This window comes from Geodermatophilus sp. SYSU D01036 (assembly GCF_054050435.1).
Window position 1 is genome coordinate 1 of sequence record NZ_JBJGZJ010000012.1, and the last position, 13,575, is coordinate 13,575.

Consider the following 13,575-nt stretch of genomic DNA (forward strand, 5'->3'; position numbering starts at 1 on the left):
CCGCGGAGATGCCCGGGGCATCTCCGCGGTAGTGCACACCGGCCCGTCCGGGTCTCAGTCCTGGCAGAGCGACGTGCCGTACCGGCAGGCCACGACGTCCGGCGTGTCCACGGGACGGCCGGCGTCGACGGCGTGCGCCAGCCGGATGAACCCCGCGTGGCTCCAGGACAGCGGTGTCGCGGAGAACGTCGGCTCCCCCGGCACGAACTCCGTCCCCTCCGCCGACGGGGGCTGGTCGTCCCACACCTGCTCGGCCATGAAGAACGACCGGTCGTCGGCCGCCCGGGCCATCGTGTCCAGCCGCTCCTGGGCGGTCCCGGCGGCGTCGCCGCCGAGGGCCAGCTCGTACTCGCCCCGCTCGCCGGTGAGCAGCGGCCAGCCGCGGCCGATCGTCTCCCGCGAGCCCGGGTCCACCGGCTCCCACTGGGTGCCGTCGGCCTTCTCCCCGTACCCGTCGAAGCTCGACCGGTGCCAGAACCGGCCGTTGGCCGTGTCGTGGGCCAGCTGCTCGTCGACCAGCCGCAGGGTGTTCGCCACGACCGGGTCGTCGGCCGGCACGATGCCGAGCCGGACCAGGTCGAGGAAGCTCGGGTCGAGCACCTCCCGCTGGTCGACCAGCGGACCGCCGTCGGCGATCTGGATCTGGGTGCCGGCGTCGGCGTCCCCGTCGGCGGTGATGCGGAGGTAGTACGGCTCGGGCGACAGCGGGCCGGTGGTCGTCACCGTCCACTCCGCGAGACCCGCCCGCCACTCGTCCGCCGTGGCCAGGTACGTGTCGGCCCGGGCGTCGTCACCGTTGGCGCGGGCGATCTCGGCCGCGGTCACCAGGCCGGCGATCTCGGCCGCGATGGTGTTCGGCGACCACCCGCTCAGGTTCTCCCACCGCTCCTGCTCCGTCTCCGGCCCCTCGGCCACGATGAAGTCCGCCGAGAGCCGCACCCGCTCCCAGTCCTCCGGCCCCGTCCGGCCGAGCTGCCAGGCGAGCACGATCGGCAGGGCGACCTCGTCCATCTGCAGCCCGCCGAAGACCGCCTCCCCGTCGAGGCGCGCGTTCTGCGGGAACGACCCGTCGGGACGCTGCTGCACCGTCCACAGGTGGTCCAGCGCGCGCCCGGCGGCCTCCTCGTCGCCCATCGCGATCAGCGCGGTCGCGTGCTGGTACAGGTCGCGCGACCAGACCTCGTGGTAGACGGGGAAGTGCTGCAGCTCGTTCGCCCAGGCCCACGGCTTGCCCGGGGAGGCGATGAACCCGCCGCGGAAGGTCTTGTCCTCGCCGGCCGCGACGACCATGGCGGACACGTCGTACGCCGTGCGCCACCGCTCGGCACTGGCAGGCACGGGGGCCAGGCCGTCGAGGTAGTCGTGCCAGCCCTCGGTGTAGGCCGCCAGGGCGTCGTCGAAGCCCCGGTCCAGCGCCCGGTCGGCGGCCTGCGCGGCGTCGTCCTCCGTCGTCCCGAAGCCGAGGGAGAGGGTGAGCTGCTGCCCGCCGTCGGTGCCGGTGAGGCCGGTGCGGCCGATCTGCACCACGTTGCCGGGGGTCGGCGCGTCCCACCTGTCGTCGAGGACGAAGTCGTCGCGCAGGTCCGCCCAGCCGTCGCTGCGCTCGAGGTAGCCGCTGGAGGTGTCGGTGAGGCCGCCCGAGACGGTGACGGCGCTGCTCAGCGCACCGTCGGTCGCCAGCAGCCGTCCGTCGGAGGAGCGGCCGGTGTCGTCGTTGGCGTTGAGCCCCAGGCCCACGTCGTGGAGCAGGTAGACCTGGTACGGCTGCCCGTCGAGGGACTCGAAGCGCACGTCGACGAGCACCGCGGACCGGTCGGGGTCGGTCGTGTAGGTCTTGGTGATGCGGTAGCGGCCGCTCTGCGCGGTGTTGACCTGCCGGTAGACCAGGGCCCGCGGGTCGACCAGCTCGACGACGGAGTCGGTGGCCTCGTCCTCCCGCTCGGCGAAGGTGGCGCCGTCGGTCACGACGAACTGGGTGTCCCGGGAGCTCGGCGTGTCGATCCGCGGGGCGTAGACCTCGCTGAGCGTGCCGTCGTTGAGCGTGTACCAGACCGTGCTGTCGAGGGCGCCGATCGCCGTCCCGAAGCCGTCCTTGTCACCCGGCGACCAGGTCGCCGCCTCCCCGGGGTACCCGGGCGCCGCGTCCGCCGCCTGCGCCGAGGCGGGGACCACCGCCCCGAGGACGAGGACGCCGGCGACGACGGCACCGCCGACGACCGGCCGCCTCCCGGACCCCCTCGGCCGCGTCGCTCCGCGGGGGCGCCGCGGCGCGGCGGGGTGTGGGGCAGGTCGTACGGGCTCACCGGCTGTCCTCCGTCCCGGACCCGGCCGGCGGAGCGCCGCACGCGCGGTCGCGCGACCAGCCGGGCACGACCGGCCCCCGTCCGGCCGTCGTCGTGTGATGTGCACCACACCGTAGGAGAGCCGGGAGGCCCCAGCCACCGGCGGGACTGCGTGCGCGTCCGCGGAGGGGCACGGGGCACCTCCGCGGACGCGCACGGCGGAGGGTCCTAGCGGCCGAGGATGCCGCCGATCGCGCCGCCGAGGCCGCCGCCCTGGCCGCCGCCGCCGCTGATCATCTTGATGAGGTCACCCGGGTCCAGCCCGAGCTTCTGCAGGATCCCGGCGTGCTGGTCGGTGTCGACCTGACCGGGCAGTTCCTGGTCGGCCTGCTGCGCCTTGGCGTCGTCGCCCTGGGAGCGCAGCAGCTGGAGGATCTGGTCCTTGTCGATCTGCATGACGGCTCGCTACCCACTCAGCCCGCGGCACGCACCACCCGGTCCGGCCGGACGACGGCGAAGCGGGCCCGTCCCGCCCGCAGCCACGCGGTGAGGACGCCGTCGACGTCGTCCACCTCCGTGCGCCGGCCGGCGGCGGTGACCGCGACGCGCCCCGGCGCGGCCAGCGCCACGACCGCGGTGCCGGCACCGAGGACGTCGTCGAGCCGGCACTCCCGCCCGCCGGCGCGGACGCGGGCCCGCGGCACGAGGGTCCCGGCCAGCCGCCGTCCGGCCGGACCCCGCCGGTCGACCAGCGGCCCGGGGCGCAGCGCGGGCGTGCGGCTGTCAGTGGCGTAGGCGGCCAGCGCCGGCACGCCCGCGACCGCGGCGAGCACCGCCCGGCGGACCGGCACCGCGCCCGCTCCCCCGCCGGTCATCAGCCGCCCGACCACCGCCGCGAGCCGCACCAGCGCCCGGGCGTGCGGCTCCCGCTCGGCGCGGTGGGTGTCGAGCAACTCCCCGTCGGCGGCGCCGGTGACGACGGCGGCCACCTTCCAGGCCAGCTGGTGCACGTCGCGCAGGCCCAGCCCCAGGCCCTGGCCGACGAACGGCGGGGTGAGGTGGGCGGCGTCACCGGCCAGCAGCACGCGACCGCGCCGCCAGCGGTCGGCCACCTGCGCCCGGTAGACGTACTCGGCCGCGCGGACCACCTCGGCGTCCTGCGCCCCGAACGGCGCGAGCAGGGCCGGCAGCGCGGCGCCGGTGAGGTCCGCGGCCGTCTCGCCGGGCCGCAGCCGCGCCTCGAAGCGGTAGCGGTCCCCGCTGACCGGCATGAACGTCGCCGCCCGGTCCGGGTCGCACACCTGGTGCACGCCCGGCCACACCGGCAGCGGCACCCGCGCACGCAGGTCCACCACCAGCCAGCGGTCGGGCCGGCCGAGGTCGCGCATCCGCGCGCCCACGAGGCCCCGGACGGTGCTGTTCGCCCCGTCGCACCCGAGCACGGCCGAGGCGACGACGTCCCGGCGGCGCCCCGTGGCCCGCTCCAGCACGGTCACCGTGACGGAGTGGTCCGCCTCGGCGAGCCCGACGACCTCCTCCCCGCCGCGCAGCTCGACCCCCGGGGCGTCGCGCACCGCGGCGCGCAGCAGCCGCTCCAGCTCGGGCTGGTGGAACATCGACGCCTGCGGCCAGCCGTGCCGCCCGGCGTCCCCGGCGCGGCGGAACTCGGCGAGCGTGCGGTGCCGCGCGTCGAGCAGCCGCAGCCCCGCCATGGGCCGGCTGACCTCGAGGAACGCCTCGACGACGCCGGCGTCGGCCAGCGCCCGCAGCGCCTCGTCGTCGAGGTGCACCGCGCGCGGCAGCCCGTACGGGCGGCGCTGGCGGTCGAGCAGCAGGACGGGCAGGCCGCGGCGGGCGAGCAGCAGCGCGGCGGTCGTGCCCACCGGCCCCGCGCCGACCACCACGACCGGCGGGACGACCGGCTGCGACGACACGCCGCCCAGTGTCGCCGACCGCCCCGGGCCCGGGCTGGCACAGTGGCCCGGCGATGGCCCCGACGAACGCCCCCGCGCCGCCGGCCGAGCGGCGCCGGCACGGCCGGACGCGCGGCGACCGCTGGCGCACCCTGGCCGGCGGGCTGGGGCAGACGCTGGTCACCGCCGGCGTCGTGCTGCTGCTGTTCGTGGTCTACGAGTTGTGGGTGACCGACCTGTTCTCCGCGCGCGACCAGGACCGGCTCTCCGACCGGCTGCAGACCGAGTGGTCCGCGGAGCCGCCCGCCTCCGGGGTGCCCACCGTCCCCGCGGAGGTGCCGGTCGGCGAGCCGTTCGCGGTGCTGCACGTCCCGCGGCTGGGCGAGGACTGGTCGCGCGTCGTCCTCGAGGGGACCGGCGAGGACCAGCTGTCCCAGGGCCCCGGCCACTACGCCGGGACGGCGATGCCCGGGGCGCCCGGCAACGTCGCGCTCGCCGGGCACCGGGTGGGCCGGGGCTCGCCGTTCCTGGACCTGGACCGGCTGCAGCCGGGCGACCCGGTCGTCGTCGAGGTGGCCGACGGGTGGTTCACCTACCGGGTGCTCGGCGACCCGGCGCAGGACCCCAACGGCGTCCCCGGACAGCAGGTCGTGACGCCGGCCGACGTCGACGTCGTCGCCCCGGTCCCCGGGGGCGCCGCCGACGCCGCGCCCGCCGGGTCCTACCTGACGATCACCACCTGCCACCCGCGGTACTCGGCGCGGCAGCGGCTGGTCGTACACGCGGTCCTCGACGGCCCGGGCGTGACCCGGGCGGACGCACCCGACGGGCCACCGGCCCTGACCGAGGGCTGAGGAGGACCCGTGTACCGCTGGATCTGGCGGCACCTGCCCGGCGGGACGGCGACCCGGTCGGCGCTGTCCCTGCTGCTGGCGCTGGCCGCGGCGGCGCTGCTGCTGTTCGTCGTCTTCCCCTGGGTGGAGCCGCACCTGCCGTTCACCGCGGTGACCGTCGACCCCGGGCGCTGAACCGGACGTTGCAGTCCGTTGCGCACTCTTGACGGCACCCGGTGCCGCGGTGAGTCTGTGGCCCGGCGCACACCCCAGCGGGGTGTGCCCACCAGGCTGCCCGCCGACGAGGGCGGGCCGGACCGAGAGGACACCGGGTGAAGACCAAGGGCGCGATCCTGTGGGGCGTCGGCGAGGAGTGGTCGATCGAGGAGATCGAGCTGGGTGACCCGAAGGAGGGCGAGGTCCAGGTCCAGCTGGCCGCCTCCGGGCTGTGCCACAGCGACGAGCACCTCGTCACCGGCGGCACCCCGGTCGCCTTCTACCCGGTCATCGGCGGGCACGAGGGGTCCGGCGTGGTCACGAAGGTCGGTCCCGGCGTGACGGGCCTGCAGGAGGGCGACCACGTCGTCACCGCCTTCATCCCCGCCTGCGGCCAGTGCCCGCCGTGTTCCAAGGGCATGCAGAACCTCTGCGACCTCGGCGCGAACCTGCTGGCCGGCACCTCGATCTCCGACGGCAGCTACCGCATCCAGGCGCGCGGCCAGGACGTCATCCCGATGTGCCTGCTCGGCACGTTCTCCCCCTACATCACCGTGCACCAGGCGTCGGTCGTGAAGATCGAGCCCGACATCCCGCTGGAGATCGCCGCGCTGGTCGGCTGCGGCGTCACCACCGGCTGGGGCTCGGCCACCAAGGTCGCCGACGTGCGGCCGGGCGAGAACGTCGTCGTCATGGGCGCCGGCGGCGTCGGCATGAACGCCGTCCAGGGCGCGGCGGCGGCCGGCGCCAAGCGGGTCATGGTCATCGAGCCCGTGGCGAAGAAGCGCGAGTGGGCGATGGACCTCGGCGCCACGCACGTGTTCGAGTCGGCCGAGGAGGCCACCGAGAAGGTCAACGAGCTGACCTGGGGCCGGATGGCGGACAAGACGATCATCACGGTCGGCGACATCCAGGGCGAGGACATCCAGACCGCACTCAGCCTCACCGGCAAGGGCGGCCGTGCCGTCGTCACCGGCATGGGCAACGCCGCCAACACCGACGTCAAGCTCAGCCTGTTCGAGCTCACCCTGCTGCAGAAGGACCTGCAGGGCGCCATCTTCGGCGGCCTGGCCCCGCGGGCGGCGATCCCCGAGCTGCTCTCGCTGTACCAGGAGGGCCAGCTCAAGCTCGACGAGCTCGCCACCACCAAGTACAAGCTCGAGGACATCAACCAGGGCTACCAGGACATGCGCGACGGCAAGAACATCCGCGGGATGGTCGTCTACGGCGACTCCGACCGCTGACCCCGTCCCCCGTGCCCGCCGGCGTCCCCGGCGGGCACGGGGAGCGGCCGACCGCCTGTCATCCTCCGTCGGTGCCCGTGGACGACGACCCGGTGGTGTACGCGATGCGCGAGGTGTTCGACGGCGTCCCGGTGACCCGCGTCTTCCACGATCCCGACGGCGACTGGCAGTACCTCACCGACAGCGAACCCGTCCCTGAAGCCGCGGTACTGGCACACCGGAGCCACCTGTTCGAGCTCGACCCGTCCCTCCTCGAGCTCGCCTCGATGCCGTCGGGCACCTGGGCGGTCCGGCACGCCCCGGGGCATCCCTGGACCTGCGGCGAGATCACCGACGAGGACGGGGACGACTCCTGGTGATCATGGAGTCGCTGCCGCCGGCACGCGCCGACGCGCCGTCGCGAGCGGCGACAGTCCGATGATCGACCGCTGACCTCGCCCCGGCGGCTCAGCCCAGCAGGCGGGTGAGGGCGGGGCCGAGGTCGCGGACGGTGCGTACCATCTGCGCCGTCCCCGCGCCGCGCGCGGCCAGCGAGCGCGCCGCCGTCTCGGCCTCGGGCGTGGGCAGCGGGCAGAGCACGTGCAGCCGGTCGATGCCGGCGAGCGCGGTCTCGGGCGGGTCGCCGGTGGTGTGCAGGCAGTCCGAGAGCAGCACGACCACCCGCTCGTCGGCGACCTCGGCGGCCAGCTGCAGCCGGGCGGCCCGCAGCGCGCCGGCGACGTCGGTCATCCCGTGCCCCCGCAGGCCGAGCAGGTGGGTCACCACGTCCTCCGCCGCCCGCCGCTGCCCCTGGCGCTGCACGACGTCGACGTCCCGGCCGAAGGTGATCAGGCTGGTGCGCAGCCGCTCGTCGCCGGTGAGGACGACGCCGGCCGCCGCCACCGCCGCGATCGCCACCCCGAGCCCGGTCATCGAGCCGGAGGTGTCGACGGCGAGGCACACCGCGCGCCGGTGCCCGGTCCACCGCCGCGTGACCAGGTCGCCGGCCTGCAGCGGCGTCCCGACGTCCCACCGGTCGAGCGTGCGGTCGAGGTCCAGGTCGCCGTCGCCGTGCCGGTCGGGCACCAGCCGCCGGGTGCCGCGGGTGCGCGACCGGCCCACCCGGCCGACCTGCACGAACACCCGGCCGGCCAGGCGCCGGGCGGCGGCGCGCAGCTCGCGGTCGGTGGCCGCGGCCAGGTCGGTGAGCAGCGCGGCCGCGGCGTCGGCGTCCTGGGCCATCAGCTCGGCGAAGGCCTCCTCGTCGAGCTCGCCGACCTCCGGGCTGACCTCCTCGAACGCGTCGTGGCGGGCGGCCATCTCGCGGCGGCTGGTCTGCCGGCGGCCGCCCCCGCCGCGGCGGTCGCGGCGCGGGGAGGAGGAGGGGTCAGGGCCCGCCGGTGACTCCGGCGGGCCTCCTGCTTTTCCCTCGCCACCCCCGTCGGCGGGAGCGGGGGGCTCCTCCTCGTCCGGCGGTGGCGGTCCGTCCGGTGGCCAGACGCCGTCGAGGATCTCGTCGATGACCGCCTCGGGCGTGCGCTCGACGCCCTCGGCGACCCGGATCCGGCCCGACAGCGCGGCGTGCGCGGCGTCGCGGGCGGTCTCGCGGGCGCCGTCGGCACCCAGGCCGGCCTGCCCGCGCATCTCCAGCAGGCCGCCGAGCAGCAGCACCAGGTCGGTGGCGCCGCGCACCGACGAGCCCATGCGGACGTCGCGGTGCTCGCGCGAGGCCCGCACCAGCCGGACGGCGAGCCCGATGAGCGACGGCGGCGCGCCCGTCACCGCGGCGACGATGGCCCGCTCCGCGGCGGCGTCCTGGTAGCCGAGGACGACGCGGCACATCCGGTCGGCGATCGCCTGCCCGACGCGGGCGGTGCCGATGGCGTCGAACGGGTTCATCGCCGCGATCAGCCGGAAGCCGGCGGCCGCCCGCACGTGGCCGAGCCGCGGCACGGTGATCTCGCCCTCGGTGAGCACCGTGATGAGGACGTTGAGCGTCTCCTCGGGGATGCGGTTGAGCTCCTCGAGGTAGAGCAGGCCCGAGCCGCGCATCGCCGTCAGCAGCGGCCCGTCGGTGAAGCTGCCGGGTACGTACCCCTCGGTCAGGACGGCGGCCGGGTCGTACTGGCCGATCAGCCGGGCCGGCGTCAGCTCGGCGTTGCCCTCGACGAACACGACCTCCTGGCCGGCCTCGGCGGCGATGGCCCGCAGCAGCGTCGACTTGCCGGTACCCGGCGGTCCCTCGAGGACGACGTGCCGGTTGGTGCGCAGCGCGACGGTGAGCACCTCGCGCTCGCGGCGCAGCCCGATGACCGGGTGCGGCACGGTCGGCGTCACGCGGCTCCTCTCTGAGCACGGCGGTGGCTGTGGGGCAGGTTACGGACGGGGCCGCGGCAGCACGCGGCGGGCCTCACCGGCGCGGGCCGGGTCGAGCGGGACGGCGCTGGTGAGGACGGCGGGCCCGAGCCGCAGGACGCCGTCGGTCAGCGGGGCGCAGCGGACCCCGCCGCGGCCGCGCATCCCGCGGTGCGCGCCGGGCGCGAGCACGGTGTCCAGCCAGGCGCACGGGTTGGCCGGCCGCCCGCCGCGCAGGACGACCGCGCCCTCCCCGCAGTCGAGGGCGAACACCGCGCCCCGCAGGGCCTCCACCTCGGCGCCGCGTAGGACGACGTTGCGCCGGGCGAGCAGCGGGTCGAGCGGGCCGGCGCCGAGCTCGGCGGCCAGCGCCTCGACCGACTCGGCGGCGAGCACGGTGACCGCGGCGTCGCGGTGCGCGGGCCGGCCGGCGTAGCGGTCGCCGACGATGCCGTGCCCGGCGCGCACCTCCACCCGCTCCACCCGGTCGCCGTCCTGCGGCGGGACGACGCCGCCGGGCCGCCCGTCGTACCGGTGCACCGGCGAGACGAGCAGCCCCACCACCTCGACGTCGTAGGCGTACGGACGGTCGGCGTTCAGCGGTCGACCAGCCCGTACTCCCGGGCCTCCTCGGCGGAGAGCAGCCGGCCGGCGCGCATGTCGGCGGCGACCTGCTCGACGTCGCGGCCGGTGGCCCCGGCCAGCCGCTCCTGCAGCCGGCGCAGCCGGCGGGTGTGCTCGGCGGCGAGGACCTCGACGTCCCGGCCCAGGCCGCTGCCCGGTGCCCGCGGCTCGGTCAGCTGAAACAGGGCGTGCGTCCCGGCGGTGCGCCGGTCGGCCACCGCGAGGACGGCGACCGCGGCGCCGGCGATCGTGCCGAGGCAGGTGACGTGCACCGGGGCGCCCATGAGGTCGATGGCGTCGACGAGGACCAGGGCGGCGTCCAGGTCGGCGCTCACGCCCGACAGCCGCAGCTGCACCGGGCCGTCCCCGTCGGCGTCGAGCAGCGCCAGCTCGGCGACCGCCCGGTTGACCGCGTCGGCGTCGAGCTCGCCGGACAGCGTCACCATCCGGTGCTCGACCAGCCGCTCGGCCAGCCAGTCGGGCGAGCCGACGACGACGGACATCGTCGTCGCGCCCTGCCCGGGGACGGCGGGCGGCCGCGGCGGCGGCTGCCACGGGCTGCGGGGGTGGTCGGGCGGCGGCAGCGGGAACGGGGGCTCCGGCGGGAGGGGCGGCCAGGTGCCTGAGGGACGGGTCATCGGGACTCCTCGGACGTGCGGACCTGCCAGTCGACGGTGCGGCCCAGGGCGGCCGCGTAGCGCTCCAGCGTCGACAGCCGCGCGTCCAGCTCCCCGCTCTCCAGGCGGGCGACGGCGGACTGCGACGTCCCCATGCGCGCCGCGACCTGCGTCTGGCTCAGCTCGCTCTCCCGGCGCAGCCGGACCAGCTCCTCGATCAGCCCGCGCCGGCGCTCACCCCGGTCCTCCAGGCCGGGGAAGCGGCTGCGGCGCGGCGGCGGCATACCGGCAACGGTATGCCTGATCCGCTATGGGAGCGGCCCTCAGCGCTCCGCGGTGTGGTGGATCGGCCCCGCGGTCCCGCTCAGCCGCTCGCCCGTGCCGCCCCAGCGCCCGGCGATGATCTCCGCGGCGATCGAGACGGCGGTCTCCTCGGGCGTGCGGGCCCCCAGGTCCAGGCCGATCGGCGAGGACAGCCGGGCCAGCTCGGCCTCGGACAGCCCCGCCTCGCGCAGCCGCTCGAGCCGCTCGTCGTGCGTGCGCCGCGAGCCCATCGCGCCGACGTAGGCCACCGGCAGCCGCAGCGCGACCTCCAGCAGGGGGACGTCGAACTTCGGGTCGTGGGTGAGCACGCACAGCACGGTGCGCTCGTCGATCCGCCCGGCATCGACCTCGGCCTGCAGGTAGCGGTGCGGCCACTCGACGACGACCTCGTGCGCGTCTGGGAAGCGGCGGGCGGTGGCGAACACCGGCCGGGCGTCGCACACGGTCACCCGGTAGCCGAGGAACGCCCCGACCCGGGCGACGGCGGCGGCGAAGTCGATGGCGCCGAACACGACCATCCGCGCCGGCGGGGCGAACGAGGAGACGAACAGGGTGAGCTCGTCGCCACGCCGCTCGCCGTCGTGGCCGTAGGTCAGCGTGCCGGTGCGGCCGGCGGCGAGCATGCCGCGGGCGTCGTCGGCGACGGCGTCGTCGAGGCGCTGCAGGCCGAGGGTGCCGGAGCTGCGGTCGGGCCAGAGCACCAGCCGTCGGCCGATGCGGTCCTCGGGTCCGCGCACGCAGGTGACGACGGCGACCGGCTCGTGCCGGCCCACCGACTCGGCGATCTCGCCCAGCTCGGGGAAGGACTCCCGCGAGACCGGCTCGACGAACACGTCGAGGATCCCGCCGCAGGTGAGCCCGACGGCGAAGGCGTCGTCGTCGCTGACGCCGTAGCGCTCCAGCGTCGGGACGCCGGACTCGACGACGTCCTTCGCCTCCTCGTACACCGCGCCCTCGACGCAGCCGCCGGACACGCTGCCGACCGCCGTCCCGTCGGGTCCGACCAGCATCGCCGCCCCGGCCGGCCGCGGCGCGGACCGCCAGGTGGCCACCACCGTCCCCATGCCGACCGTCTCGCCGGCCTGCCACCAGCCGACCAGGTCGTCGAGCACCTCACGCACCGCACGCCTCCTTCTCAGGCACGGGAGATCACCCCGGACAGCTCCTCGAACGCGGCCAGGCTGTGCCCGGACACGAACGCGTCGACCGACGGCAGCGCCGCCTGCATCCCACCGGTCAGCGGCTCGTAGCCGGCCCGGCCCTTGTGCGGGTTCACCCAGACGACGGCGTGCGCGAGCCGGCGCAGCCGCGCCATCTGCTCGCGCAGCAGGTCGGGGCTGCCCCGCTCCCACCCGTCGCTGCACACCACGACGACGGCGCCGCGGGCGGTCCCGCGCTGCCCCCACCGGTCCAGGAAGGCCTTGAGCACCTCGCCCAGCCGGGTGCCGCCGGACCAGTCGGGGATGGCGCCGCCGCTGGCCGCCAGCGCCCGGTCGGGGTCGCGCAGCCGCATCTCGCGGGTCACCCGGGTCAGCCGGGTGCCGATGGTGAACACCTCGGTGGAGGCCGGCCGGGCGCGCACGACGGCGTGCGCGAAGCGCAGCAGCGCGTCGGCGTAGGGGCTCATCGAGCCGGACACGTCGACCAGCAGCACCACCCGCCGGGGGCGCGGCCGGGCCCGCCGGTGCAGCAGCCGGGTGACCTCGCCGCCGTCGCGCAGCGCCCGCCGCACCGTGCGCGCCGGGTGCACCGCACCGTGCGGCGCCGGCCGGCGGCGGCGGGCCGGGCGCATCGGCGCCGCGGGGCGGACCAGCGCGAACAGCCGCCGCAGGTGCTCCCGCTCGGCCGGCGTCAGGTCGGCGACGTCGCGGTGCCGCAGCACCTCCTCGGCCGAGGCGGCGACGGCGAGGTCCGCGGGCTCCTCGCCCTCCTCGCCGGACCCGCTGCCCTGCTCCAGCGGCGCGGTGACGGCGACCCGCGGCGGGGCGGTGGGGCCCGCGGCCGTCCCCCGCCGGGGCGCCTCGCCGCCGAAGTACGCGGCGAAGGCGGCGTCGTAGCGGTCGAGGTCGTCGGGGCCCGAGCACAGGGTCAGCCGACCGGCCCAGTAGACGGCGGTGGCGTCGAGGACGTCGAGCACCGCCACCGCCGACAGCATCGCCTCGACCCGGTCCGGGGAGGCGGCCACCCCGGCGGCGCGCAGCGTCCGGGCGAACCCCAGGACGGTCGCGACGACGTCCCGCTCAGCCACCGCCGAACAGCGCTCCGCGGGCCAGCGCGTGCACCCGGTCGGTGTCCTCGCGGTACTTGAGCACCGCGCCGAGGGTGCGCGCGGCGAGGTCGGGGTCGAGGTCGCGGGCGCCGAGGGCGTGCAGCGCGGTGGCCCAGTCCATCGCCTCGGCGACGCCCGGCGGCTTGAGCAGGTCCAGCGTCCGCAGCTTCCCGGTCGCCCGGGCCACCTCGCGGGCCAGCTGCTCGGTGACCTCGGGCAGCCGGGTGCGCAGGATGGCGACCTCGCGGTCGAAGTCGGGGTGCTGCAGCCAGTGGTAGAGGCAGCGGCGCTTGAGCGCGTCGTGCACCTCGCGGGTGCGGTTGGAGGTGAGCACCACCAGCGGCGGCACCTCCGCGCGCACGGTGCCGAGCTCGGGGATGGAGATGGTGAAGTCCGACAGGACCTCGAGCAGGAAGGCCTCGAACTCGTCGTCGGCGCGGTCGACCTCGTCGACCAGCAGCACGCTCGGGGAGTCCTCCAGCGCCTGCAGCAGCGGGCGGGCGAGCAGGAACCGGCGGTCGTAGAGCGAGGCCTCGAGGCTCTCGGTGTCGGCCGTGGCGTGCGCGGCCTCGGCGGCGCGCAGGTGCAGCAGCTGGCGGCCGAAGTCCCAGTCGTAGAGCGCCTGGCTGGCCTCCAGGCCCTCGTAGCACTGCAGGCGGTACAGCGGGCGGCCGGTGACCTCGGCCAGCGCCCGGGCCAGGGCGGTCTTGCCGACGCCGGCCTCGCCCTCGAGGAACAGCGGGCGGCGCATGACCAGCGCCAGGTAGGCGGCGGTGGCCAGGCCCTCGTCGGGGAGGTAGCCGGTGGAGCGGAGCGCCGCGGCCAGCTCGTCGGGGCCGCCGGGCAGGCCGTCGGTCCCGGGGAGCTCGGTCGTGGTCTCGGTCACGCTGCCGAGCATCCCACCTGCGCAGGCGCGCGA

General features: G+C 76.5%; 14 protein-coding genes. 4 read left to right on the plus strand and 10 right to left on the minus strand.

What is annotated here, in order from left to right:
- Positions 1-54: 54 nt before the first annotated feature.
- From ACI8AR_RS13415 to ACI8AR_RS13425, 3 genes are all read right to left on the minus strand, one after another.
- On the minus strand, positions 55-2,172 hold the full coding sequence (locus tag ACI8AR_RS13415) for a glycoside hydrolase family 15 protein (RefSeq protein WP_457051471.1): 2,118 nt from the start codon (positions 2,170-2,172) through the stop codon (positions 55-57).
- A gap of 338 nt (positions 2,173-2,510) precedes the next feature.
- Positions 2,511-2,738: a hypothetical protein gene (locus ACI8AR_RS13420; RefSeq protein ID WP_456930107.1), complete on the minus strand. Its 228-nt coding sequence runs from the start codon at positions 2,736-2,738 to the stop codon at positions 2,511-2,513.
- A gap of 17 nt (positions 2,739-2,755) precedes the next feature.
- A complete protein-coding gene (locus ACI8AR_RS13425; protein ID WP_457051472.1) occupies positions 2,756-4,216 on the minus strand; it encodes a bifunctional 3-(3-hydroxy-phenyl)propionate/3-hydroxycinnamic acid hydroxylase in 1,461 nt (486 codons plus the stop codon).
- 53 nt (positions 4,217-4,269) lie between these two features.
- Here ACI8AR_RS13425 and ACI8AR_RS13430 point away from each other — a divergent pair, with 53 nt between their 5' ends.
- From ACI8AR_RS13430 to ACI8AR_RS13445, 4 genes are all read left to right on the plus strand, one after another.
- Entirely contained in the window at positions 4,270-5,049 is a 780-nt protein-coding gene (locus tag ACI8AR_RS13430; protein ID WP_457051473.1) for a class E sortase, read from the plus strand.
- 9 nt (positions 5,050-5,058) lie between these two features.
- Positions 5,059-5,223 carry a hypothetical protein gene (locus tag ACI8AR_RS13435; RefSeq protein WP_456937563.1) on the plus strand — a complete coding sequence of 55 codons (165 nt, stop codon included), beginning with the start codon at positions 5,059-5,061 and terminating at the stop codon, positions 5,221-5,223.
- Between the two features lie 137 nt (positions 5,224-5,360).
- Positions 5,361-6,488: an NDMA-dependent alcohol dehydrogenase gene (locus ACI8AR_RS13440; protein ID WP_456930103.1), complete on the plus strand. Its 1,128-nt coding sequence runs from the start codon at positions 5,361-5,363 to the stop codon at positions 6,486-6,488.
- Positions 6,489-6,559: 71 nt separating this feature from the next.
- Positions 6,560-6,847, plus strand: a complete 288-nt coding sequence (locus ACI8AR_RS13445) for a hypothetical protein (protein ID WP_457051474.1) — start codon at positions 6,560-6,562, stop codon at positions 6,845-6,847.
- 88 nt (positions 6,848-6,935) lie between these two features.
- Here the strand turns inward: ACI8AR_RS13445 and ACI8AR_RS13450 are convergent, their stop codons facing one another.
- Genes ACI8AR_RS13450 through ACI8AR_RS13480 form a run of 7 tightly spaced genes read right to left on the minus strand, consistent with a single transcriptional unit; the run spans position 6,936 to position 13,542 of the window.
- Positions 6,936-8,804: an AAA family ATPase gene (locus tag ACI8AR_RS13450; protein WP_457051475.1), complete on the minus strand. Its 1,869-nt coding sequence runs from the start codon at positions 8,802-8,804 to the stop codon at positions 6,936-6,938.
- Between the two features lie 39 nt (positions 8,805-8,843).
- Complete coding sequence (locus tag ACI8AR_RS13455) at positions 8,844-9,386, minus strand: MOSC domain-containing protein (RefSeq protein ID WP_457051476.1); 543 nt, start codon at positions 9,384-9,386, stop codon at positions 8,844-8,846.
- Positions 9,387-9,418: 32 nt separating this feature from the next.
- Positions 9,419-10,084 (minus strand): ATP-dependent Clp protease proteolytic subunit, encoded by a 666-nt coding sequence (locus ACI8AR_RS13460; RefSeq protein ID WP_457051477.1) that lies wholly within the window; start codon positions 10,082-10,084, stop codon positions 9,419-9,421.
- A complete protein-coding gene (locus ACI8AR_RS13465) occupies positions 10,081-10,347 on the minus strand; it encodes a helix-turn-helix domain-containing protein (RefSeq protein WP_457051478.1) in 267 nt (88 codons plus the stop codon). The genes ACI8AR_RS13460 and ACI8AR_RS13465 overlap by 4 nt, the downstream gene beginning before the upstream one ends.
- A 39-nt stretch (positions 10,348-10,386) precedes the next feature.
- Positions 10,387-11,508 (minus strand): XdhC family protein, encoded by a 1,122-nt coding sequence (locus tag ACI8AR_RS13470; RefSeq protein WP_456937554.1) that lies wholly within the window; start codon positions 11,506-11,508, stop codon positions 10,387-10,389.
- A 14-nt stretch (positions 11,509-11,522) separates the two neighbouring features.
- Entirely contained in the window at positions 11,523-12,635 is a 1,113-nt protein-coding gene (locus tag ACI8AR_RS13475) for a vWA domain-containing protein (RefSeq protein WP_457051479.1), read from the minus strand.
- A complete protein-coding gene (locus ACI8AR_RS13480; RefSeq protein ID WP_457051480.1) occupies positions 12,628-13,542 on the minus strand; it encodes an AAA family ATPase in 915 nt (304 codons plus the stop codon). Before ACI8AR_RS13480 ends, ACI8AR_RS13475 begins: the two co-directional genes overlap by 8 nt.
- Positions 13,543-13,575: the final 33 nt, after the last annotated feature.

Bases quoted from the DNA above. Each gene is read 5' to 3' on its own strand.
- ACI8AR_RS13430 (WP_457051473.1), top strand. From the start codon at position 4,270: ATGGCCCCGACGAACGCCCCCGCGCCGCCGGCCGAGCGGCGCCGGCAC.
- ACI8AR_RS13460 (WP_457051477.1), bottom strand. From the start codon at position 10,084: ATGACCCGTCCCTCAGGCACCTGGCCGCCCCTCCCGCCGGAGCCCCCG.
- ACI8AR_RS13420 (WP_456930107.1), bottom strand. From the start codon at position 2,738: ATGCAGATCGACAAGGACCAGATCCTCCAGCTGCTGCGCTCCCAGGGC.
- ACI8AR_RS13465 (WP_457051478.1), bottom strand. From the start codon at position 10,347: ATGCCGCCGCCGCGCCGCAGCCGCTTCCCCGGCCTGGAGGACCGGGGT.